The following is a 21,873-nucleotide window of genomic DNA, read 5'->3' as shown; positions in this document are numbered from 1 at the left end:
CTTAGCTTTCGGCCGCGGCGGCCTCCGGGGCCTGCCAGGCGCGGGTCGGCGCCCGGTCGCGGCCGGTGGTGGAGGCGGAGATCCCGTAATGGGCGGCGAGGCGGTCGAGGGCGAGGCACAGCACCACCTTGGCGGTGCGCGCCGGCCATCGGCGTTCCCGCTCCACCGTCTCCAACCCCTTGAGAAAGCAGCAGACGTCCAGCAATACGCCGGACAGCTCCGGCCCCACCGCCGTGAGCGCACGGGACACCCGGAGCTTGGCCGCCAGCACCATGTCAGTGAAGGCTTCCGGCGTGCCGGCGCCCGACACCTCGCTCCAGCGGCTGGTGACGCGGGGGGTGAGATTGGCGCGGGTGAAATCGGCCCTGAGCCGTTCCCCCGCCTGAAGCTGGGCCGCATCCACCATGGTCCGGCCGTCCTTGCCCTGCCGCCGCGCCAGCCACGCGAGCGGGCTTTCTGCCGGATTGAAGCCGGGCGTGTCCGCCGCCGGCTTCGCCGCCGCCCGGCGGCGGCCCCGCCCTGAGGGGCGGGCGGAAAGTGCTGATTTCACGTCGCTTTCGCTTGCAGATCCGGAGGTCGCCATTCTCACGCCTCCGCCGCCCAGCGCAGGCAGGCTTCGAGCCGGCTCACTTTCTGGTCGAACGCCGCGGCGTCCCGCAATTCCTCAATGCGCCGGCAGGCATGGGCGACGGTGGAGCGATCCCGCCCGAAAGCCGCCGCCACCGCCGCCTGCGGCAGGCCGAGCCCCACATGGGCGAGATACATGGCGAGCTGACGCGCCAGCGCCACCGGCGCCGTGGAGCGGCTGTGCGAGAGCAGCGCCTCCACGGTCATTCCGGCGTCCGCCGCAGCCACCGCGACGGCCAGATGGCAGCAGGGTTTCGGGCCGGGCGGGCGGCACCGCCGCGAGCTGCGGACGGGGCCGGCGGACGGACGGGCGACCGAGGGGGCGGCGGGCAAGGGGCTCATCGGGGACGCTCACTGTAGGTAAAAATTCCTACATCAATCATCTACTCTTGCAAGAGGAGGCGGATAGAGAATGCAACCTAAGTTTGTAGTTTATTTCGAAAAAATTATGTCTTAACAGTGGGATATCGGAATAATCATACAGCTGCCCGTGGCTTGCGAAATAGGAATTTATCCTCCTGTCCCCAGCGTCGTTCCAGCATCGCCCGATATCAGGGAGGAGCGGCATGGCCGGTGCGAATGGGAAGGGCAGACGGGCGCACGCCTTCGCGGCCGAGGCGGCCGATGTGCAGGTGGGGCGGCTGATGCGGGGGCTGGACGTGTTCTGCGAGGGGCCGGCGGGCATCGCACGGGCGCTGCGCGCTGCGCGAAAGGCAGCGCGGGCCGGGGGTGCCGGCTATGATCCGGCCCGCCATGCGGCGCTGCTGCGGCTCCAGCGGCTTGGGCAGAAAGCAGAGTGCGCCCGCGCCCCGGCCGGTGCCGGGGCGCGGGCCGAGGCTCAGAGGCCTTCGAACAGCGCGGTCGAGAGATAGCGCTCGGCGAAGGAGGGGACGATGGCGACGATGGTCTTGCCGGCCATGTCGTCCCGCACCGCCAGCTCCAAAGCGGCCGCCACGGCGGCACCGGAGGAGATGCCGCCGGGAATGCCTTCATAGCGGGCGAGGGCGCGGGCGGTGTCGAAGGCGGTCTGGTTGCCCACCGTCACCACCTCGTCGATGATCGAGCGGTCGAGCACCTCCGGCACGAAGCCGGCGCCGATGCCCTGGATCTTGTGCGGGCCGGGAGGGCCGCCGGAGAGCACCGGGGAATCCTCCGGCTCTACCGCGATCATCTTGAGCGAGGCCTTGCGGGGCTTCAGCACCTGGCCGATGCCGGTGATGGTGCCGCCGGTGCCGACGCCGGCCACCACGGCGTCCACCTTGCCGTTGGTGTCGTTCCAGATTTCCTCGGCGGTGGTGCGACGGTGCACCTCGGGGTTCGCCTTGTTCTTGAACTGCTGGGGCATCACCGCCTTGGGCATCTCGGCGATGATCTGCTCGGCCCGCGACACGGCGCCCTTCATGCCGAGATTGGCGGGGGTCAGCACCAGTTCGGCGCCGAGCAGGGTGAGCATCTTGCGGCGCTCGATGGACATGCTCTCGGGCATGACCAGGATGAGCCGGTAGCCGCGCGCCGCCGCCACGAACGCGAGGGCGATGCCCGTGTTGCCGGAGGTCGGCTCCACCAGCACGGTGTCCGCATCGAGCGCGCCGGCCTCTTCCATCGCGTCGATCATGGCGACGCCGATGCGGTCCTTCACGCTGTTGATGGGATTGAAGAATTCGAGCTTGGCGAGAATGTCCGCCTTGGCCCCGCGCAGCTCGGGCAGCCGCTTGAGCCGCACCAGCGGCGTGTTGCCGATGGTCTCGGTGATGGAATCATAGACCCTGCCCCGGCCCACGAGGGGGGCGGAGGACACGATCTTGGCGGCAGGTTGTGCCATGGGCGATCTCCTTCTTGTCTTGTCTCGTCTGCTCCGGGCGGGCCTCCCGGCGCGCCGCGCAGCGTCCGGCACAAAGGGCGGGGGCCTGTCCTCGCGGGTGGGGAACGCTCTACCTCGGGGGAACTCTGGCTCGCGGACTAGAACCCTTTTCTGCACCCGGGTCGATTCCCGCGCGTCCGGCCGGGTCGTCGCCGGCCCGGATGCCGGGCCTCAGATGGCGAAGTCGATCCTCTCGTGCTCGGAGCCGTGGCCCTTGTCGTCGGCGGCGCGGCACAGGTCTTCGAGGGTCACGCCGTCGAGGGCGGTGTCGAACGTATCCTCGGCCGCCGCCACGGCGGGCTGGACCACTTCCGTCACCAGCGGCGGCAGGATGATTTCCTTCTCCTCCTCGGCGCCTTCAACCACCCGCACGATCTCGGCCACGGAGACCCGGCGGCGTTCCCGCGCCAGCTCGTAGCCGCCGCGCGGGCCGCGCACGCCCTTGAGGACGCCGGCATGGACGAGGGCCTGCAGCACCGGCTCCAGCCGGCGGGGGGGAAGTCCGTGGCGGGCGGCCAGCGCCTTGGCGGCAACCGGTGCGCCACGGGCATGGACGGCCACATCCACCACGGCGGCGATGGCGAGGAGGCTCTTGTCGGAAAGGCGCGGCATCGGAGGGACGGCTTCCTTTAAGGGCGGGCGTCTCGAAAGATGAAACTGCTCCCAGCCGTCCACCGACGGCTAAATCACGAGGAACCGAGGCCTGTGGATCCAAAACCACCGGAACCGCGTGCAGTTTCGCTCAATTCTCCGATTTCTTCCAGCATTATTTGAACGACAGGCGCCACGACAAGCTGCGCGATCCGCATGCCGCGGCTGATTTCCAGGGTCTCGCGGCCGTGGTTGACGAGCAGCACGGCGATCTCGCCCCGGTAGTCGCAATCCACGGTGCCCGGCGCATTCAACACGGTGACTCCGTGGTTCTTGGCGAGGCCCGAGCGCGGCCGCACCTGCGCCTCGTAGCCGTCCGGCAGGGCGATGGCGAAGCCGGTGGGAATGGCGGCGCGCGCGCCGGGCGTCAGCAGGAGCGGCGCATCGGCCGGCAGGGCGCAGGCGAGGTCCATGCCGGCGGCACCGGGGGTCGCATAGGCGGGCAGGGGCAGGCCGGCGGCGTGGGGCAGGCGCTGGATCTTCACGGAAGGCGATGTCACGGATGGGTTCCCGAGAGTTCGGCGGCGATGCGGGCGACGAGGTGGCGGGCGACCTCGGCCTTGGTGGCCGAGGGCCAATCCTCCACGCCGGCGGCGGTGACGAGGTGCACGGTGTTGCTGTCGCCCCCCATGATGCCGGTGGCGGGGGACACGTCATTGGCGACGATCCAGTCGCAGCCCTTGCGCAGGCGCTTGTCGCGCGCATGGGCCACCACCTGCTCGGTCTCCGCCGCGAAGCCGACCACCAGGCGCGGGCGCAGGGTGTGGTGGCGCGAGACCGAGGCGAGGATGTCGGGATTCTCCACCAGCGTCAGGGTGGGGGCGCCGCCGCCATCCTTCTTGATCTTCTGTTCCGACGCGTCCGCCACCCGCCAGTCGGCGACCGCCGCGGCGAAGACGGCGGCGTCCACCGGCAGGTTCTCTTCCACGGCGGCCAGCATGTCGCGGGCGCTCTCCACATGGATCACCCGCACGCCCGCGGGGTCCGCCGCCTCGGCCGGGCCGGAGACCAGCACCACCTCGGCGCCGGCGGCGCGGGCTGCGGCGGCGATGGCATGGCCCTGCTTGCCGGAGGAGCGATTGGCGATGTAGCGCACCGGGTCGATGGGCTCGTGGGTCGGGCCGGAGGTGACGAGGACGCGTCTTCCCGCGAGCAATTGCGACGCACCGTCGTCGAAATGGGCCTCGATGGCGGCGAGGATCTCCATGGGCTCCGCCATGCGGCCCTCGCCGAACTCACCGCGTTCGGCCATCGCGCCCGAATTGGGACCGACCACCGAAACCCCGTCCGCCTTGAGCTGGGCGACGTTGCGGCGGGTGGCGGGATGCGCCCACATGCGCGGGTTCATGGCAGGGGCGACGAGCACCGGCTTGTCGGTGGCGAGCAGGCAGGTGGTGGCGAGGTCGTCGCCGAGGCCGTGCGCCATGCGGGCCAGAAGATCGGCGGTGGCCGGCGCCACCACCAGGAGGTCCGCCTCCCGCGACAGCCGAATGTGGCCGATGTCGTGCTCGGCCGTCAGATCGAACAGGTCGGTGAATACCCGCTCGCCGGTGATCGCGCCCACCGACAGCGGCGTCACGAATCGCCCGGCCGCCTCGGTCATGATGGCGCGGACCGTGGCGCCGCGCTCCTTCAGGCGGCGCGCCAGCTCGAGGCACTTGTACGCGGCAATGCCACCCCCGATGAGGAGGAGGATGCGCTTGTCCTTCAGCATCGGCGGCTCCCTTGGCGTCGCTCCCGGCGTCGTCCTGCCGCAGTACAGCACGCAATGGTCGCCATGCAACGCGCCCTGCTCCCGAACGGTAATCCCGCGGAGGCATCCAGGTGCGAATTCTGATCCGTACAGCCCAGAGTAGTTGCGGGGTGTATCGCTACTCGAAATTACATTCCTGGCGTCTCCGACCTGTCGAGCCGTGGGAATGTAAAGAAACGCGCGAAGAAAATCGTGACCGGCGGTACGATTACCCGCCGCCCGCGCGCCTCGCGTGCTGGCGCGGGGCGGAATTGACCATTAGAATCTGTCACATGAGAGGTATCACGGGGCAGGTCGGGAACTTGGACGGGGCTGGAGGCGTTGGGGACGCTCGTCTCAGCGCGTTTGGCGGCGAGTTCGTCGATCCGGCCACGGAGCAGCAGTTCCGTGCCGCCTGCCTGGAAGAGGCCCGGCGCCACGGGCGTTTCCTGTTCGCCGCCTCTGTGATTCTCAACGCTTTGTTCCTGCTGAGCGACTGGCGATTCGCCGGGACCGGGCATTTCGTGGTGGCGGTGAGTGCGCGTTTCGTGGTCGTCGCGCTGTCGCTGCTCTGCCTGGTGGCGGTTCAGGTCGCGACCACGCCGGGACGGATGACTGCCATCTACCTCGTCTGGCTCTGGGGCATATCGGCGGCCATCGCGGTGCTGGTGAGTTCGCACAGCGACCTCGCCCTGTTCGTGGTGATGCTGCTGCCGACGGTCTTCTATCTGGCCGTTCCCCTGCCGTTCGGCTGGCTCGTCTCCAGCGGCTTCGGGGCGAGCGCCCTGTTGCTGTTCGGCTATCTCGACCGTTCGACAGGCTGGCAGATGGCGGTGGGCCTCGCCCTCGCCGTCGCCGTGCTCAACACCATGCTGGCGCTCGTCGCCGGCCGTGCCAACCGCACGGAGCGGCGCTTCTGGTCGGTGGTGCGGGCGGAGCGGGAGGCGAACGAGAAGCTGCGCGCCAGCGAGGACATCCTGGAGAACACCTTCGAGGCCGTGCCCATTCCCCTGGTGGTGGCGCGGCTGGAGGACGGGCGGTACATCAAGTCCAACGAGGCCGCGCGGCGCTTCTACGGCGGGACCTTCGACCTGCCCGATGCCGGCGGCCTGTGGGACGCGGCGCTCGGCGGCAAGGATGCCCAGTCGCTTCGCGACCGTCTGCGCCGCGACGGCATCGCCACCGAGTTCGAAACCACGGTGACGCTCGCCGATGGCGAGGAACGGCAGGTGGTGCTGGCGGCCGCGGTGACGCCCTCCGGCCCCTCGCCCAATCTCGTCGCGGCCCTGGTGGACGTCACCGACCGCCGCGCCGCCGAGCGGCAGGCGCGCTATGCGGCGAGCCACGACGCCCTCACCGGCCTGCCCAACCGGGCCGCCTTCCACGAGGGCCTCGAGGCCGCGCTCGCCCGGCGCAAGCCGGGGCAGGGCATCTGCGTGCTGCTGATGGATCTCGACGGGCTCAAGGACGTCAACGACACCCTGGGCCACGATGCCGGCGACGCGGTGCTGATGGAGACGGCGCACCGGCTCGACGCCCTCGTCGACCAGCCGGCCCTGATCGCCCGGCTCGGCGGCGACGAATTCGTCTGCGCCGTCGAGGGGCCGGACCCGGTGGGGCTCGGCCGGCGCCTCGCCCAGAGTCTCCTCTCCGAGCTGCGCCGGCCGCTGCTGCATGCGGGCCGGCACTTCACGACGCGCGCGAGCGTCGGCATCGCGGCCTGCCCCGAGCACGATTGCACCTATGGCGAGCTGATGAAAGACGCCGACCTCGCCCTCTATGCCGCCAAGCAGCAGGGCCGCAACCGCGTGGTCGTCTACGCGCCGGCCATGCGACAGGCGGTGCTGGAGCGCGTGGCGCTGAACCGGGCCATGATCGGCGCCCTCGCCGATGACGAGATCGTGCCCTACTACCAGCCCAAGGTGTCGCTCATCACGGGCCGCCTCGCCGGGGTGGAGGCGCTGGTGCGCTGGCGGCGCTCGCCGCACAGCATCCTCTCGCCCTCCGCCTTCGAGGCCGCGCTCTCCGACCCGGAACTCGCGGTGCTGATCGGCGAGCGCATGGTGCGCCGGGTGGCGAGCGACGTGCGCAGCTGGATCGAGCTTGGCTACGATTGCGGCCGCGTCGCCATCAACCTTGCGCCCGCCCAGTTCACCAACCGCGACCTCGCGCCCACCCTGCTGCGCCAATTCCACGCCGCGGGCGTGGAACCGTCCCATTTCGACGTGGAGATCACCGAGACCGTCTTCCTCGGGCGCAGCTCCGACCATGTGGCGCCGATCCTCGACGAGCTGAACCGCGCGGGCGTGCGCGTGGCCCTCGACGATTTCGGCACCGGCTATGCCGGCCTCATCCACCTCAAGCAATTGCCCATCGACACCATCAAGATCGACCAGAGCTTCGTGAAGGACATCGAACGCGATGCCTTCGACACCGCCATCGTCTGCGCGGTGATCGAGCTTGGCCGCAAGCTCGGCATGCGGGTGGTGGCCGAGGGGCTGGAGACGGCGGGACAGGCCCGGTTCCTGCGCGACAACGGGTGCGAGCTGGCGCAGGGCTTCCTGTTCTTCCGCCCGCTCGCCGCGCCCGAGATGACCGCTCTCCTGCGGGCCGAGCGTCCGGACACGGCCGCCGCCCGCCTCGCCTTGTTCGAGGCGCGCTGAGCGTGGGGTGACTGAAGGGGACGCCGGTCCCCTGTCCTTTACGCTGCACTGCGAAAGGCATTGTGAGGAAAGTTGCGGCAAGTAGAGGGCCGGTGATTTCGCAGCGCGAAATCTTTTTGCCGGCGAGACGGCCATTTCGTCCCTTCTCTGACAAGCAGGCGCCCGATGGCCGCCGCAAATGGCCAAGTTGTCGCAGCAAACGCGACAATTGACGTGGCCGTGCTCAAACAAGCATCAAATCTTGCCCTCACCTTGGGCACGACATGCGAATGAAACTAAATCAAAGTGTCGCTAATCAGACAAAAATGGGTGGGGACGGTGCCTGAGGTGATGGAGAGAGCACCATGGTTCAGCAGGAAGCGTTGCAAATCGAGCGCGAGCAGCCTCGACATCATGTGCCCCTCGTTTCACTGAGCGACGTGGCTCTGACCGGGATCTACGAGATCTCGAAGATTCTGACGGCCCCGAATCGCCTCGAAACCACGCTGTCGAGCGTGGTTAATCTTCTGTCGTCCTTCATGCAGATGCGCCATGGCGTGATTTCGCTGCTGGAAGATGACGGCATTCCCGACATCACCGTCGGCGGCGGCTGGAACGAAGGCACCGATGCGCGCTACCGCGCGCGCCTGCCGGAAAAGGCCATCGGACAGGTGATCGCCACGGCCGTGCCGCTGATCGCCGAGAATGTCGCCTCCCACCCCGCCTTCAGCGAGGCCGATGCGCAGGCGCTCGGCGCCAGCGAGGACACGCGCGTGTCCTTCATCGGCGTGCCGATCCGTGTCGCGTCCCGGGTCATCGGCACGCTGACCATCGACCGCGTATGGGACGGCCGCTCCGTGTTCCGGCTCGATTCGGATGTGCGCTTCCTCACCATGGTGGCGAACCTCATCGGCCAGACGGTTCAGCTCCATCGCGTCGTCTCGCGCGATCGCGAGCGGCTGATGGCGGAAAGCGGCCGCCTGCAGAAGGAATTGTTGGAGCTGAAGCCGTCCACCGTCGGCCGCGAGCGCAAGCGCGTCTATGTGGACGGCATCATCGGTGACAGCCGCGAGATCCGCGGGCTGCTCGACAAGATCATGATCGTCGCCAAGTCCCATTCGCCGGTGCTGCTGCGCGGTGAATCGGGCACCGGCAAGGAATTGATCGCGAAAGCCATCCACGAGCTCTCGCCCCGCGCCAAGGGGCCGTTCATCAAGCTCAACTGCGCCGCGCTGCCCGAATCCGTTCTGGAATCCGAGCTGTTCGGCCATGAGAAGGGGGCCTTCACCGGCGCCGTCGGCGCGCGCAAGGGCCGCTTCGAACTTGCCGACAAGGGCACGCTCTTCCTCGACGAGATCGGCGAGATTTCGCCCGCCTTCCAGGCCAAGCTGCTGCGCGTGCTGCAGGAACAGGAGTTCGAGCGGGTCGGCGGCAGCCACACCCTCAAGGTGAACGTGCGCGTCGTCGCCGCCACCAACCGGAACCTCGAGGAGGCGGTGGCCAAGAACGAGTTCCGCGCCGACCTCTATTACCGCATCAGCGTCATCCCGGTGATCGTGCCCTCCCTGCGCGACCGGCGCGGCGACATCCCGCTCCTGGCCAACGAATTCCTCGACCGCTTCAACCGCGAGAACGGCCGCGACCTGCACTTCAATCAGGACGCCATGGACGTGCTGATGGGCTGCGGCTTCCCCGGCAATGTGCGCGAGCTGGAGAATTGCGTGCAGCGGACCGCCACCCTGGCGCAGGGCGGCAACATTGTCGGCGACGACTTCGCCTGCCGTCACAACGAATGCCTGTCGGCGCTCCTGTGGCGCAGCCCGGCGGACGCGCCGCAGACGCGCCGCCCCATGGAAATCCCCCTGCCGGTGATGCCGCCGCTTTCCGCCATCAGCAGCGAGGCGGCCAATTCCAACACGGTGCCGCGCCTGCCACCGCTGACCGTACCGGTTCCCGTGTCCGCCCCGGCCATGCCGGTGCGCGCTGCCGACGCAGACGAGGAATTGTCCGAGCGCGAACGGCTGGTGGATGCGATGGAGCGGGCCGGCTGGGTTCAGGCCAAGGCCGCGCGCCTGCTCGGCCTCACGCCGCGCCAGATCGGCTACGCCCTCAAGAAGCACGACATCGAGATCAAGCGCTTCTGATTGGTCCCAGCCGCGGGTCTCGGTCCCGGCAGCACCTGCACCGACAAAGCCCTCTCCGCCCGGCGGGGAGGGCTTTTTCGTGCCGGCTGGACGCGGCCGGCGATCAGGCCCGGCACCCCGGACACAGGACGCGCGCGCTGTCGCACTTGCGACACCTTGTCGGGTGAACGACAGCGCTCCGAGACTCCGGCCCAGAAGAATAACAATTAAAAATCAAAGCATTGCCCGATGGCACGTTGCTTGAAAGAGGGGTTGCGCCTGCCAATCTGCACAGTGCGGAGCTAGCCCATGGCCTACAAGATCGTCGCGTCCCAGTGCACCGTTTGCGGTGCCTGCGAGTTCGAGTGCCCGAATGCTGCCATCAGCCTCAAGCGGGACATGTATGTGATCGACCCCAAGAAGTGCACGGAGTGCGAGGGGCATTTCGACAAGCCCCAGTGCGCCGTGGTCTGCCCGGTGGAGAATACCTGCGTCCCGGCATGATCCCCGGCGCTGCGGCGGGGATGCCGGCCCGATCGGCTCCGCACGGACCCATCCCTGCTGGTCCCGGCGGGCATTCCCTCCACCGAATACGAGATCGGAGCCGTCCGGGCTCCGCTCCTCACCCCCTGCGCGCGGCGCCCGGCGCCGCAGCCTGACAGTTGAACGGAGGACCAGATGGCGGCCGTACAGGACACAGTCGAACAGGTTCGCTCCATCGACGTCGACCAGTACAAATACGGATTCGAGACCAACATCGAATCCGAGAAGGCGCCGAAGGGCCTTTCCGAAGAGGTGATCCGCTTCATCTCGGCCAAGAAGGAAGAGCCGGAGTGGATGCTGCAGTGGCGCCTCGACGCCTACGCCCGCTGGCTCACCATGCAGGAGCCGGAGTGGGCGCGCGTCAGCTACCCGCAGATCGATTTCCAGGACCTCTACTATTATTCGCAGCCGAAGAAATTCAAGGCGCCGAAGTCCCTCGACGAGGTCGATCCGGAAATCCTGAAGACTTATGAAAAGCTCGGAATTCCGCTGCGCGAGCAGGTGATTCTCGCCGGCGTCGAAATCCCCGAGGGCGAGCGGCCGAAGATCGCCGTGGACGCGGTGTTCGACAGCGTCTCCGTGGCCACCACCTTCAAGGAGGAGCTGAAGGCCGCGGGCGTGATCTTCATGCCCATCTCTGAGGCCCTGCGCGAGCATCCCGATCTGGTGAAGCAGTATCTGGGCAGCGTGGTGCCGGCGACCGACAATTACTATGCGACGCTGAACCAGGCGGTGTTCTCGGACGGCTCGTTCGTCTACATTCCGCCGGGCGTGCGCTGCCCGATGGAGCTAAGCACCTACTTCCGTATCAACGAGAAGAATACGGGCCAGTTCGAGCGCACCCTCATCATCGCCGACAAGGGCTCCTACGTCTCTTATCTCGAAGGCTGCACCGCGCCCATGCGCGACGAGAACCAGCTGCACGCCGCCGTGGTGGAGCTTGTCGCCCTCGATGATGCCGAGATCAAGTATTCCACCGTCCAGAACTGGTACCCCGGCGATGCCGAGGGCAAGGGCGGCATCTACAATTTCGTGACCAAGCGCGGCGACTGCCGCGGTAAGAATTCCAAGATTTCCTGGACGCAGGTGGAGACCGGCTCGGCCATCACCTGGAAGTATCCGAGCTGCGTGCTGCGCGGCGAGGGCTCTTCCGGCGAGTTCTATTCCATCGCCATTTCCAACGGCCGCCAGCAGGTGGATTCCGGCACCAAGATGATCCATCTCGGCAAGAACACCACGAGCCGGATCATTTCCAAGGGCATCTCGGCCGGCAAGTCCAACAACACCTATCGCGGCCTCGTCTCGGCCCACCGCAAGGCGGCCGGGGCCCGCAACTTCACCAATTGCGACTCGCTCCTCATCGGTGACCTCTGCGGCGCGCACACCGTGCCGTATATCGAGGCCAAGAACCCCACGGCGCAGTTCGAGCACGAGGCCACCACCTCGAAGATCTCGGAAGACATGCTGTTCTACTGCATGCAGCGCGGCCTCTCCCAGGAGGATGCCGTCGCGCTCGTGGTGAACGGCTTCGTCCGGGATGTGCTCCAGCAGCTTCCCATGGAATTCGCCGTCGAGGCGCAGAAGCTCATTTCCATCAGCCTGGAAGGCAGCGTCGGCTGACGACGCCTTCCGTCCCCTTCTGTTCAGGTCGCGTCGCCGGGCAACAATAACCAGAGGATCTTCACCATGGCTCCCCTTCTCGAAATCAAGGACCTCCATGCCGAGATCGCTGGGGGGCGCAAGATCATCAACGGGATGAACCTCACCATCAATCCCGGTGAGGTGCACGCCATCATGGGGCCGAACGGCGCCGGCAAGTCCACCCTCTCCTATGTCCTCTCCGGCAAGCCGGGCTACGAGATCACCGGCGGCGAGGTCATCTTCCGGGGCGTGAACCTGCTCGATCTGTCGCCGGACGAGCGCGCGGCGCAGGGCCTGTTCCTCTGCTTCCAGTATCCGCTGGAAATCCCCGGCGTCTCCAACATGGCGTTCCTGCACACGGCGGTGAATAGCCAGCGCAAGAAGCGCGGCGAGGTGGAGCTGACCTCCCCCGAGCTGGTGCGCAAGGTGCGCGAGCTGGGCAAGACGCTCGGCATCGACGCTGACATGCTCAAGCGCCCGGTGAATGTGGGCTTCTCCGGCGGCGAGAAGAAGCGCAACGAGACCCTCCAGATGATGCTGCTGGAGCCCTATTTCTGCGTGCTGGACGAGGCGGATTCCGGCCTCGACATCGACGCGCTCAAGGTGGTCTCCAACGGCGTCAACGCGCTGCGCTCGCCCGAGCGCTCCATGCTCGTGATCACCCACTACCAGCGCCTGCTCGATTACATCGTGCCGGACGTGGTGCATGTGTTCAACGCCGGCCGCATCGTCCACACCGGCGGCAAGGAACTGGCCCTGGAACTCGAAGCCACCGGCTACGCCCAGTACCAGAGCGAGGCCGCGTGATGGCCGCGCCAGCTCCGGCACTCGTCCGCCCCATGAAGACCGGCGCCGAACTGGCGCTGGCCGAGACCTTCGCCGCCGTGCGCGCCAGCCTGCCCGGTGGTCCCGACGTGGCGGCCCAGCGCACCGCGGCCTTCGACACCTTCGCCGATGCGGGCCTGCCGCACCGCCGGGTGGAAAGCTGGAAATACACTGACCTGCGCGCCCTGATGCGCGACGCCAAGCCCCTCGCGCCGCTGCCGGATGCGGATGCCAAGGCGAAGGCCGTGGCCGCCGGCAGCCTGTTCTCGACGCTCGGCTTCCGCCGCCTCGTGGTGGTGAACGGCACCTTCGTGCCGGAGCTGTCGGACCTTGCGGATCTGGAGCCCGGCCTCACCATCGCCTCCATGGCGGATGCGCTGGCTGATCCCGCCGGCCTTCCGGCGAGCTATCTCGGCCGCACCGTTGCCTCGTCGGATGCCGTGCTCGCCCTCAACACCGCGCTCATGGGCGACGGCGTGGTGGTGCACGTGGCCGCCGGCGCAGCCGTCACGCGGCCGGTGGAACTGGTGTTCGTGACCACGGCCGAGACGCCGGTCGCCGCCTTCACCCGCTCGCTGGTGGTGGTGGAAGATGGCGCCCGCCTCTCCCTCGTCGAGAGCCACGAAGGGCCTGCGGGCATCGCCTATCAGGTCAATACGGCGCTGGAGCTGGTGGTGGGCGCGGGCGCGACCTTCGAGCGCGTCAAGGTGACGACCGAAGGCAGCGACGCCGTGCATCTCGCCACCATGCTGGCGAAGGTTGCGGCCGATGCGAGCTTCTCCAACACCTTCTTCACCACTGGCGGCGCCGTGGTGCGCAACCAGCTTCTGCTGCATCTCGCGGGTGAGAACGTGAAGGCCCACATGGGCGGCGTGAGCCTGCTCGCGGGCAAGCAGCACGCCGACACCATGCTCTCCGTCGATCACGCGGCGCCGGCCGGTGAGAGCCGGGAGTCCTTCCGCGCGGTGCTGGACGGCGCCTCGCAGGACATCTTCCAGGGCAAGATCGCCGTGCGCCAGGCAGCGCAGAAGACCGACGCCCGCATGCTCAGCCGCGCGCTGCTGCTGACCGAGACGGCGGAATCCTGCAACAAGCCCGAGCTGGAGATCTTCGCCGACGACGTGCAGTGCGGCCATGGCTGCACCACCGGCACGCTCGACCAGCAGATCAAGTTCTACCTCATGGCCCGCGGCATCCCCGCCAAGGAGGCCGAGGCGCTGCTGATCCAGGCCTTCGTCGGCGAGGTGATCGACGCCATCGGCGAGGAGGGCATCCGCACCGCCCTCGCCGAGGCGACGCGCGCCTGGCTGCTGGGACGGGAGTGAACCATGACCGCTCTTCACCCCGCGGTCTCGAACGGTTCCTATGATGTGATGCGCGTGCGCGAGGATTTTCCGATCCTCGACCTCAAGGTCAATGGCAAGCCGCTGGTCTATCTCGACAACGGCGCCTCGGCCCAGAAGCCGAAGGCGGTGCTCGACCGCATCCAGCAGGTCTACACCTCCGAATATGCCAACGTGCACCGCGGCCTGCACTATCTCGCCAATGCGGCGACCGAGGCCTATGAGGGCGGCCGCCATGCGGTGCAGCGCTTCCTCAACGCCGCGCGGCCGGAAGAGATCATCTTCACCCGCAGCGCCACGGAGGCGATCAACCTCGTCGCCGCCACTTTCGGCAAGACGCGCATCAAGGCGGGCGACGAGATCGTCCTCTCCATAATGGAGCACCACGCCAACATCGTGCCGTGGCACTTCCTGCGTGAGAACCAGGGCGCGGTGCTGAAGTGGGCGCCGGTGGACGACGAGGGCAACTTCCTCCTCGACGAATTCGAGAAGCTGCTCACGGACCGCACGAAGCTGGTGGCCATCACCCAGATGTCCAACGTGCTGGGTACCACCGTCCCGGTGAAGGAGGTGGTGAAGATCGCCCATGCGCGCGGCATCCCCGTGCTGGTGGACGGCTCCCAGGGCGCGGTCCATCTCGATGTGGACGTGCAGGACATCGACTGCGATTTCTACATCATCACCGGCCACAAGCTCTATGGCCCCACGGGCATCGGCGCGCTCTACGGCAAGTATGAGCATCTCGAGGCCATGCCGCCTTTCAACGGCGGCGGCGAGATGATCCGTGTGGTGCGGCAGGATTCAGTCACCTATGGCGATCCGCCCCACCGGTTCGAGGCGGGCACGCCGGCCATCGTGCAGGCCGCGGGGCTCGGGGCCGCGCTGGACTACATCCAGTCCATCGGCAAGGCGCGCATCCGTGCCCACGAGAACGAGCTGTGCCGCTATGCGCAGGAGCGGCTGGGCGAGCTGAACTCGGTGCGCATCATCGGCACCGCCAAGGAGAAGGGCGCCATCATCTCGTTCGAGATCGCCGGTGCCCATGCCCACGACTTTGCGACGCTGATCGACAATGACGGCATCGCGGTGCGTGCGGGCACCCATTGCGCCATGCCGCTGCTGGAGCGGTTCGGCGTCGCGGCCACCTGCCGCGCCTCGTTCGGCCTCTACAACACCCGCGAGGAAGTGGACCGCTTCGTCGCGGCGCTGAGCAAGGCGCAGGAGCTGATCGGCTGACGCCGGCGCCCACGGGCGCGGGGCCTCTGTTTTATGGACAGAAACGGGTCGGCTTTGCCGGCCCGTTTTGCGTTGGGCGGCCCCCGTCGAGGGGCAAGGTCGAAAATGCGACACGCGGCCCGGAACGGCGATTGTCGGCTTTCGACAGGGTGTATGGGCGGGGCTCGCAGTGTCCTGTTTCAAACAGCCCTAAACTGGCATGTCGGCCGCCAAAACGGGTGTGTCGGGTTCTGAACATGCCCGTCGGAACGCCGCAACATATTGATTTTATGCGATAAAAAATCCGAAAAATCGCTGGCACACTCGTTGCTACTCCTCTGTCAGGCGCCAGGCTGCTGGCTGGTGGGCTCCGGAAGGGCCCCGTCCGCATCCGCGCCGGAGTGCAACGTCCCCGGGTCCGTCTGCGTGCCCCGCAGCGGTCCGGAGACCACCGAATCCTCGTTTGAAGGTTTCGAAGGAGAGCAAGATGGCTTCGCTGCGACAGATCGCGTTTTACGGCAAGGGTGGCATCGGCAAGTCCACCACGTCCCAGAACACGCTTGCGGCCCTGACCGAGCTTGGTCAGCGCATCCTCATCGTGGGCTGCGACCCGAAGGCGGACTCGACCCGCCTGATCCTGCACGCCAAGGCGCAGGACACCATCCTTTCGCTGGCCGCCAACGCGGGTTCGGTGGAAGACCTCGAGCTCGAGGACGTGATGAAGGTCGGCTACAACGACATCCGCTGCGTGGAGTCGGGTGGCCCGGAGCCGGGCGTCGGCTGCGCCGGCCGTGGCGTGATCACCTCGATCAACTTCCTTGAGGAGAACGGCGCCTACGAGGACATCGACTACGTGTCCTACGACGTGCTGGGCGACGTGGTGTGCGGCGGCTTCGCGATGCCGATCCGCGAGAACAAGGCGCAGGAAATCTACATCGTCATGTCCGGCGAGATGATGGCCATGTATGCGGCCAACAACATCTCCAAGGGCATCCTGAAGTATGCGAACTCCGGCGGCGTGCGCCTGGGCGGCCTGGTGTGCAACGAGCGCCAGACCGACAAGGAGTACGAGTTGGCGGAGTCGCTGGCGAAGAAGCTCGGCACGCAGCTGATCTATTTCGTGCCGCGCGACAACATCGTGCAGCACGCCGAGCTGCGCCGCATGACGGTGATCGAGTATGCGCCCGATTCCGCGCAGGCCCAGCACTACCGCAACCTCGCCACCAAGGTGCATGGCAACTCGGGCAACGGCATCATCCCGACCCCGATCACCATGGACGAGCTGGAAGACCTGCTCATGGAGCACGGCATCATGAAGGCCGTGGACGAGAGCCAGATCGGCAAGACCGCCGCCGAACTCGCCGTCGGCTGAAGCCATCGCGTCGAGTGACCTGGGGCCGGCCTCAATTGCGGGGCCGGCCTGCCAAACGGCAACCCAACGAGAGCGAGATTGCGAAATGAGCTTGGCCCAACCGCAAAACGTTGCTGAAATCAAGGCGCGGAACAAGGAACTCATCGCGGAAGTCCTCAAGGTTTATCCCGAGAAGACCGCGAAGCGCCGCGCGAAGCACCTCAATGTCCATGAGTCCGGCAAGTCCGACTGCGGCGTGAAGTCGAACATCAAGTCCATCCCGGGCGTGATGACGATCCGTGGCTGTGCCTACGCCGGCTCCAAGGGCGTGGTGTGGGGTCCCATCAAGGACATGATCCACATCTCCCACGGCCCGGTGGGCTGCGGCCAGTACAGCTGGGCCGCCCGCCGCAACTACTACATCGGCACGACCGGCATCGACACCTTCGTGACGATGCAGTTCACGTCGGACTTCCAGGAGAAGGACATCGTCTTCGGCGGCGACAAGAAGCTCGCCAAGATCATGGACGAAATCCAGGAGCTGTTCCCGCTCAACAACGGCATCACCGTCCAGTCCGAGTGCCCGATCGGCCTCATCGGCGACGACATCGAGGCCGTGTCCAAGTCCAAGTCCAAGGAATACGACGGCAAGACCATCGTTCCGGTGCGCTGCGAAGGCTTCCGCGGCGTGTCGCAGTCCCTCGGCCACCACATCGCCAACGACGCGGTGCGGGACTGGGTGTTCGACAAGCTGGACCCGAACAAGGCGCCCCCGTTCGAGCCGTCGCCCTATGACGTCGCGATCATCGGCGACTACAACATCGGCGGCGATGCCTGGTCGTCCCGTATCCTCCTCGAGGAAATGGGCCTGCGCGTGATCGCCCAGTGGTCGGGCGACGGCTCCCTCGCCGAGCTCGAGAACACCCCGCGGGCGAAGCTGAACGTCCTGCACTGCTACCGCTCCATGAACTACATCTCCCGCCACATGGAAGAGAAGTTCGGGATCCCGTGGTGCGAGTACAACTTCTTCGGTCCCTCCAAGATCGCGGAGTCGCTGCGCAAGATCGCCGCTTACTTCGACGACAAGATCAAGGAAGGCGCCGAGCGCGTCATCGCCAAGTACGCACCCCTCATGGACGCGGTGATCGCCAAGTATCGTCCGCGCCTCGAAGGCAAGACGGTCATGCTGTACGTGGGCGGCCTGCGTCCCCGTCACGTGATCGGGGCCTACGAGGACCTCGGCATGGAAGTGGTGGGCACGGGTTACGAGTTCGCCCACAACGACGACTATCAGCGCACCGCCCAGCACTACGTCAAGGATGGCACGCTCATCTATGACGACGTGACCGGCTACGAGTTCGAGAAGTTCGTCGAGAAGGTCCAGCCGGACCTGGTCGGCTCGGGCATCAAGGAAAAGTACGTCTTCCAGAAGATGGGCGTGCCGTTCCGCCAGATGCACTCCTGGGACTATTCCGGTCCCTACCACGGCTACGATGGCTTCGCCATCTTCGCCCGCGACATGGACATGGCCATCAATTCCCCCGTCTGGAAGATGACCAAGGCCCCGTGGAAGCAGGCTCCCGGCCAGGCGGGGCTGCTCGCCGCCGAGTGAGGCGGATTTTCGAGCGCCTGAACCAGAAGCCCCTCCCTTCGCGGGGAGGGGCACCCGGGACGGGCTCCCATATTTGACCCACATATTAGGGGTTCGAGATGCCACAGAATGCAGACAACGTGCTCGATCACTTCGAGCTGTTCCGCGGTCCCGAGTACCAGCAGATGCTGGCCAACAAGAAGAAGATGTTCGAGAACCCCCGCGATCCCGCCGAAGTCGAGCGCATTCGCGAGTGGGCCAAGACTCCCGAGTACAAGGAAAAGAACTTCGCCCGCGAGGCCCTGACGGTGAACCCGGCCAAGGCCTGCCAGCCTCTCGGCGCGGTGTTCGTGGCGGTCGGCTTCGAGCACACGATCCCGTTCGTGCACGGCTCCCAGGGCTGCGTCGCGTACTACCGTTCGCACCTGTCCCGTCACTTCAAGGAGCCCAGCTCCTGCGTGTCGTCGTCCATGACGGAAGACGCGGCGGTGTTCGGCGGCCTCAACAACATGATTGACGGCCTCGCCAACACCTACAACATGTACAAGCCCAAGATGATCGCGGTCTCCACCACCTGCATGGCGGAAGTGATCGGCGACGACCTCAACGCCTTCATCAAGACGGCGAAGGAAAAGGGCTCGGTCCCGCAGGAATACGACGTTCCCTTCGCCCACACCCCGGCCTTCGTCGGCAGCCATGTCACCGGCTACGACAACGCCATCAAGGGCGTGCTGGAGCACTTCTGGGACGGCAAGGCCGGCACCGCCCCCAAGCTGGTGCGCGAGCCGAACGAGAAGATCAACTTCATCGGCGGCTTCGACGGCTACACCGTCGGCAACCTGCGTGAAGTCAAGCGCATCTTCGGTCTGATGGGCGTCGACTACACCATCCTCGGCGACAACTCCGAAGTGTTCGACACGCCGACCGACGGCGAGTTCCGCATGTATGACGGCGGCACCACCCTGGAGGAGGCGGCCAACGCCGTCCACGCCAAGGCCACCATCTCCATGCAGGAATACTGCACCGAGAAGACCCTGCCGTTCATCGGCAACCACGGCCAGGAAGTCGTCGCCTTCAACCACCCCGTGGGCGTGAAGGGCACCGACGAGTTCCTGATGGCGATCTCGCGGATCTCCGGCAAGGAAATCCCGGAGGAGCTCGCCAAGGAGCGCGGCCGCCTCGTCGACGCCATCGCCGACTCGAACGCCCACATCCACGGCAAGAAGTTCGCCATCTACGGCGATCCCGACCTGTGCCTCGGTCTCGCCGGCTTCCTGCTGGAACTCGGCGCCGAGCCCACCCACGTCCTTGCCACCAACGGCAACCAGAAGTGGGCGGACAAGGTCCAGAAGCTGTTCGATAGCTCGCCGTTCGGCCAGAACTGCAACGTCTATCCCGGCCGCGACCTCTGGCACATGCGCTCCCTGCTCTTCACCGAGCCGGTGGACTTCCTGATCGGCAACACCTACGGCAAGTATCTCGAGCGCGACACGGGCACCCCGCTGATCCGCATCGGCTTCCCGGTGTTCGACCGTCACCACCACCACCGCCGTCCGGTGTGGGGCTATCAGGGCGGCATGAACGTCCTGATCACCATCCTCGACAAGATCTTCGACACCATCGATCAGAACACGATCGTGCCCGCGAAGACCGACTATTCGTTCGACATCATCCGTTGATCGCATAGGTGAAATGATCGATCCGGCCCGGGGCCCCGCCCGGGCCGGCCCGACAGGGAGAGTGAAGTCCGCCCCATTTCATGTCCGCCCCCATGTGACGTTCGCGCCCGCGATCTTTGCACAGCCCGTCCGCCGAAGGAGAGATCCATGAGCTCGGTTTCCGCCACGATCCAGCAAGTGTTCAACGAGCCCGGCTGCGCGAAGAACCAGAACAAATCGGAGGCGGAAAAGAAGAAGGGGTGCACCAAGCAGCTCCAGCCCGGCGGTGCCGCCGGCGGCTGCGCTTTCGACGGCGCCAAGATCGCCCTTCAGCCGCTGACCGATGTCGCGCACCTGGTGCATGGCCCCATTGCCTGCGAAGGCAACAGCTGGGACAACCGCGGCGCGCGCTCCTCCGGCTCGCAGATCTGGCGCACCGGCTTCACCACCGACATCAACGAGACGGACGTGGTGTTCGGTGGCGAGAAGCGCCTGTTCAAGTCCATCAAGGAAATCATCGAGAAGTACAACCCGCCGGCCGTCTTCGTCTACCAGACCTGCGTGCCCGCCATGATCGGCGACGACATCGACGCGGTTTGCAAAGCGGCAAAGGAGAAGTTCGGCACGCCGGTCATTCCGATCAATTCCCCCGGCTTCGTGGGCCCGAAGAACCTCGGCAACAAGTTGGCCGGCGAGGCCATCCTCGAGCACGTCATCGGCACCGAGGAGCCGGACTACACGACGCCCTACGACATCAACATCATCGGCGAATACAATCTCTCCGGCGAGCTGTGGCAGGTGAAGCCGCTGCTCGACGAGCTGGGCATCCGCATCCTCGCCTGCATCTCCGGCGACGGCCGCTACAAGGATGTGGCCTCCTCCCACCGCGCCAAGGCGGCGATGATGGTGTGCTCCAAGGCCATGATCAACGTGGCCCGCAAGATGGAGGAGCGCTACGACATCCCCTTCTTCGAGGGCTCCTTCTACGGCATCCAGGATTCCTCGGATTCGCTGCGCGAGATCGCCCGCATGCTCATCGAGCGCGGCGCCGATCCCGAGCTGATGGACCGCACCGAGGCGCTCATCGAGCGCGAGGAGGCGAAGGCCTGGGCGGCGATCGCCAAGTTCAAGGATCGCTTCAAGGACAAGAAGGTTCTGCTCATCACCGGCGGCGTGAAGTCCTGGTCGGTGGTGGCGGCGCTACAGGAGGCCGGCCTCGAACTGGTCGGCACCTCGGTGAAGAAGTCCACCAAGGAGGACAAGGAGCGCATCAAGGAGCTCATGGGGCAGGACGCCCACATGATCGACGACATGACGCCCCGCGAAATGTACAAGATGCTGAAGGACGCGAAGGCGGACATCATGCTCTCGGGCGGCCGCTCGCAGTTCATCGCGCTCAAGGCCGCCATGCCGTGGCTCGACATCAACCAGGAGCGCCACCACGCCTACATGGGCTACATCGGCATGGTGAAGCTCGTGGAGGAGATCGACAAGGCGCTCTACAATCCCATCTGGGAGCAGGTGCGCAAGCCCGCCCCGTGGGACAACCCGGCCAACAACTGGCAGAACCGCGCCATCGCCGAGATGGAGGCCGAGGCCGCCGCCCTCGCCGCCGATCCGGTCGCCGCCGAGAAGGCGCGCCGCGCCAAGAAGATCTGCAACTGCAAGAGCGTGGACCTCGGCACCATCGAGGACGCCATCAAGGCGCACAGCCTCACCACCGTCGAGGGCGTGAAGACCCACACCAACGCCTCCGGCGGATGCGGCGCGTGCTCGGGCCGCATCGAGGACATCTTCGAGGCGCTTGGCGTCGCGGAGCCCGCGCCGGCTGATCCGGTGCTGGCCGAGGCTGCGCGCCGGGCCAAGAAGGTCTGCAACTGCAAGAGCGTCACCGTCGGCACCATCGAGGATGCGGTTGCCGCTGGCGCCGCCAACCTCGCCGAGGTGACCGCCCGCACCGAGGCCGGTTCCGGCTGTGGCAAGTGCGGTGAGCGCATCGAGGACATGCTGGACGAACTCGTCGCCCCGCTCGGCACGCCGGCCGCGCTCGTGGCCGCCGAATAGGAGGGC

18 protein-coding genes are annotated in these 21,873 nt (G+C 66.6%); 12 read left to right on the top strand and 6 right to left on the bottom strand.

The window, feature by feature from the left end; translation table 11 throughout:
* Position 1: 1 nt before the first annotated feature.
* The gene (locus A37E_RS0107005; protein ID WP_051678849.1) at positions 2-583 is read right to left on the bottom strand and encodes a DUF6456 domain-containing protein; all 582 of its coding nucleotides are present in this window, start codon (positions 581-583) and stop codon (positions 2-4) included.
* Between the two features lie 2 nt (positions 584-585).
* Positions 586-969, bottom strand: a complete 384-nt coding sequence (locus A37E_RS27360) for a helix-turn-helix domain-containing protein (protein WP_081837485.1) — start codon at positions 967-969, stop codon at positions 586-588.
* Positions 970-1,193: 224 nt separating this feature from the next.
* Here A37E_RS27360 and A37E_RS0106995 point away from each other — a divergent pair, with 224 nt between their 5' ends.
* Complete coding sequence (locus A37E_RS0106995; protein WP_029555945.1) at positions 1,194-1,499, top strand: hypothetical protein; 306 nt, start codon at positions 1,194-1,196, stop codon at positions 1,497-1,499.
* Here A37E_RS0106995 and cysK read toward each other — a convergent pair.
* The 4 genes from cysK to coaBC all read right to left on the bottom strand — a co-directional run bounded on the left by cysK (position 1,466) and on the right by coaBC (position 4,853).
* On the bottom strand, positions 1,466-2,449 hold the full coding sequence (gene cysK / locus A37E_RS0106990) for a cysteine synthase A (protein ID WP_024281084.1): 984 nt from the start codon (positions 2,447-2,449) through the stop codon (positions 1,466-1,468). The two genes, A37E_RS0106995 and cysK, sit on opposite strands and share 34 nt — an antisense overlap.
* A gap of 210 nt (positions 2,450-2,659) precedes the next feature.
* Entirely contained in the window at positions 2,660-3,100 is a 441-nt protein-coding gene (locus tag A37E_RS0106985) for an Rrf2 family transcriptional regulator (protein ID WP_024281083.1), read from the bottom strand.
* Positions 3,101-3,174: 74 nt separating this feature from the next.
* On the bottom strand, positions 3,175-3,639 hold the full coding sequence (dut, locus tag A37E_RS0106980) for a dUTP diphosphatase (protein WP_029555943.1): 465 nt from the start codon (positions 3,637-3,639) through the stop codon (positions 3,175-3,177).
* Positions 3,636-4,853, bottom strand: coding sequence for a bifunctional phosphopantothenoylcysteine decarboxylase/phosphopantothenate--cysteine ligase CoaBC (gene coaBC, locus A37E_RS0106975; RefSeq protein WP_029555942.1), 1,218 nt, complete (start codon positions 4,851-4,853; stop codon positions 3,636-3,638). Before coaBC ends, dut begins: the two co-directional genes overlap by 4 nt.
* Before the next feature lie 341 nt (positions 4,854-5,194).
* On the opposite strand from coaBC, the gene A37E_RS0106970 reads away from it, so the two are divergent.
* From A37E_RS0106970 to nifE, 11 genes are all read left to right on the top strand, one after another.
* Entirely contained in the window at positions 5,195-7,534 is a 2,340-nt protein-coding gene (locus A37E_RS0106970) for an EAL domain-containing protein (RefSeq protein ID WP_051678847.1), read from the top strand.
* A gap of 344 nt (positions 7,535-7,878) precedes the next feature.
* Positions 7,879-9,657, top strand: a complete 1,779-nt coding sequence (gene nifA / locus A37E_RS0106965; RefSeq protein ID WP_029555940.1) for a nif-specific transcriptional activator NifA — start codon at positions 7,879-7,881, stop codon at positions 9,655-9,657.
* Between the two features lie 288 nt (positions 9,658-9,945).
* Complete coding sequence (locus A37E_RS0106960; protein ID WP_029555939.1) at positions 9,946-10,140, top strand: 4Fe-4S binding protein; 195 nt, start codon at positions 9,946-9,948, stop codon at positions 10,138-10,140.
* Between the two features lie 174 nt (positions 10,141-10,314).
* Positions 10,315-11,799 (top strand): Fe-S cluster assembly protein SufB, encoded by a 1,485-nt coding sequence (gene sufB / locus A37E_RS0106955; RefSeq protein WP_024281077.1) that lies wholly within the window; start codon positions 10,315-10,317, stop codon positions 11,797-11,799.
* A 66-nt stretch (positions 11,800-11,865) separates the two neighbouring features.
* Positions 11,866-12,627 carry a Fe-S cluster assembly ATPase SufC gene (sufC, locus tag A37E_RS0106950; RefSeq protein WP_029555938.1) on the top strand — a complete coding sequence of 254 codons (762 nt, stop codon included), beginning with the start codon at positions 11,866-11,868 and terminating at the stop codon, positions 12,625-12,627.
* A complete protein-coding gene (gene sufD / locus A37E_RS0106945) occupies positions 12,627-13,970 on the top strand; it encodes a Fe-S cluster assembly protein SufD (RefSeq protein ID WP_051678846.1) in 1,344 nt (447 codons plus the stop codon). The genes sufC and sufD overlap by 1 nt, the downstream gene beginning before the upstream one ends.
* A gap of 3 nt (positions 13,971-13,973) precedes the next feature.
* Positions 13,974-15,224: a cysteine desulfurase gene (locus A37E_RS0106940; protein WP_029555936.1), complete on the top strand. Its 1,251-nt coding sequence runs from the start codon at positions 13,974-13,976 to the stop codon at positions 15,222-15,224.
* A 466-nt stretch (positions 15,225-15,690) separates the two neighbouring features.
* Positions 15,691-16,575 (top strand): nitrogenase iron protein, encoded by an 885-nt coding sequence (nifH, locus tag A37E_RS0106935; protein ID WP_029555901.1) that lies wholly within the window; start codon positions 15,691-15,693, stop codon positions 16,573-16,575.
* Positions 16,576-16,660: 85 nt separating this feature from the next.
* Positions 16,661-18,166: a nitrogenase molybdenum-iron protein alpha chain gene (gene nifD, locus A37E_RS0106930; protein WP_029555935.1), complete on the top strand. Its 1,506-nt coding sequence runs from the start codon at positions 16,661-16,663 to the stop codon at positions 18,164-18,166.
* Between the two features lie 98 nt (positions 18,167-18,264).
* A complete protein-coding gene (gene nifK, locus A37E_RS0106925; protein ID WP_029555934.1) occupies positions 18,265-19,824 on the top strand; it encodes a nitrogenase molybdenum-iron protein subunit beta in 1,560 nt (519 codons plus the stop codon).
* Between the two features lie 147 nt (positions 19,825-19,971).
* Positions 19,972-21,867, top strand: a complete 1,896-nt coding sequence (gene nifE, locus A37E_RS0106920; protein ID WP_029555933.1) for a nitrogenase iron-molybdenum cofactor biosynthesis protein NifE — start codon at positions 19,972-19,974, stop codon at positions 21,865-21,867.
* Positions 21,868-21,873 lie beyond the last annotated feature (6 nt).

The sequence above is a fragment of the Xanthobacter sp. 91 genome (genome assembly GCF_000702385.1).
GTDB classification, from domain to species: domain Bacteria; phylum Pseudomonadota; class Alphaproteobacteria; order Rhizobiales; family Xanthobacteraceae; genus Xanthobacter; species Xanthobacter aminoxidans.
This window is presented reverse-complemented; position numbering and strand designations above follow the sequence as displayed.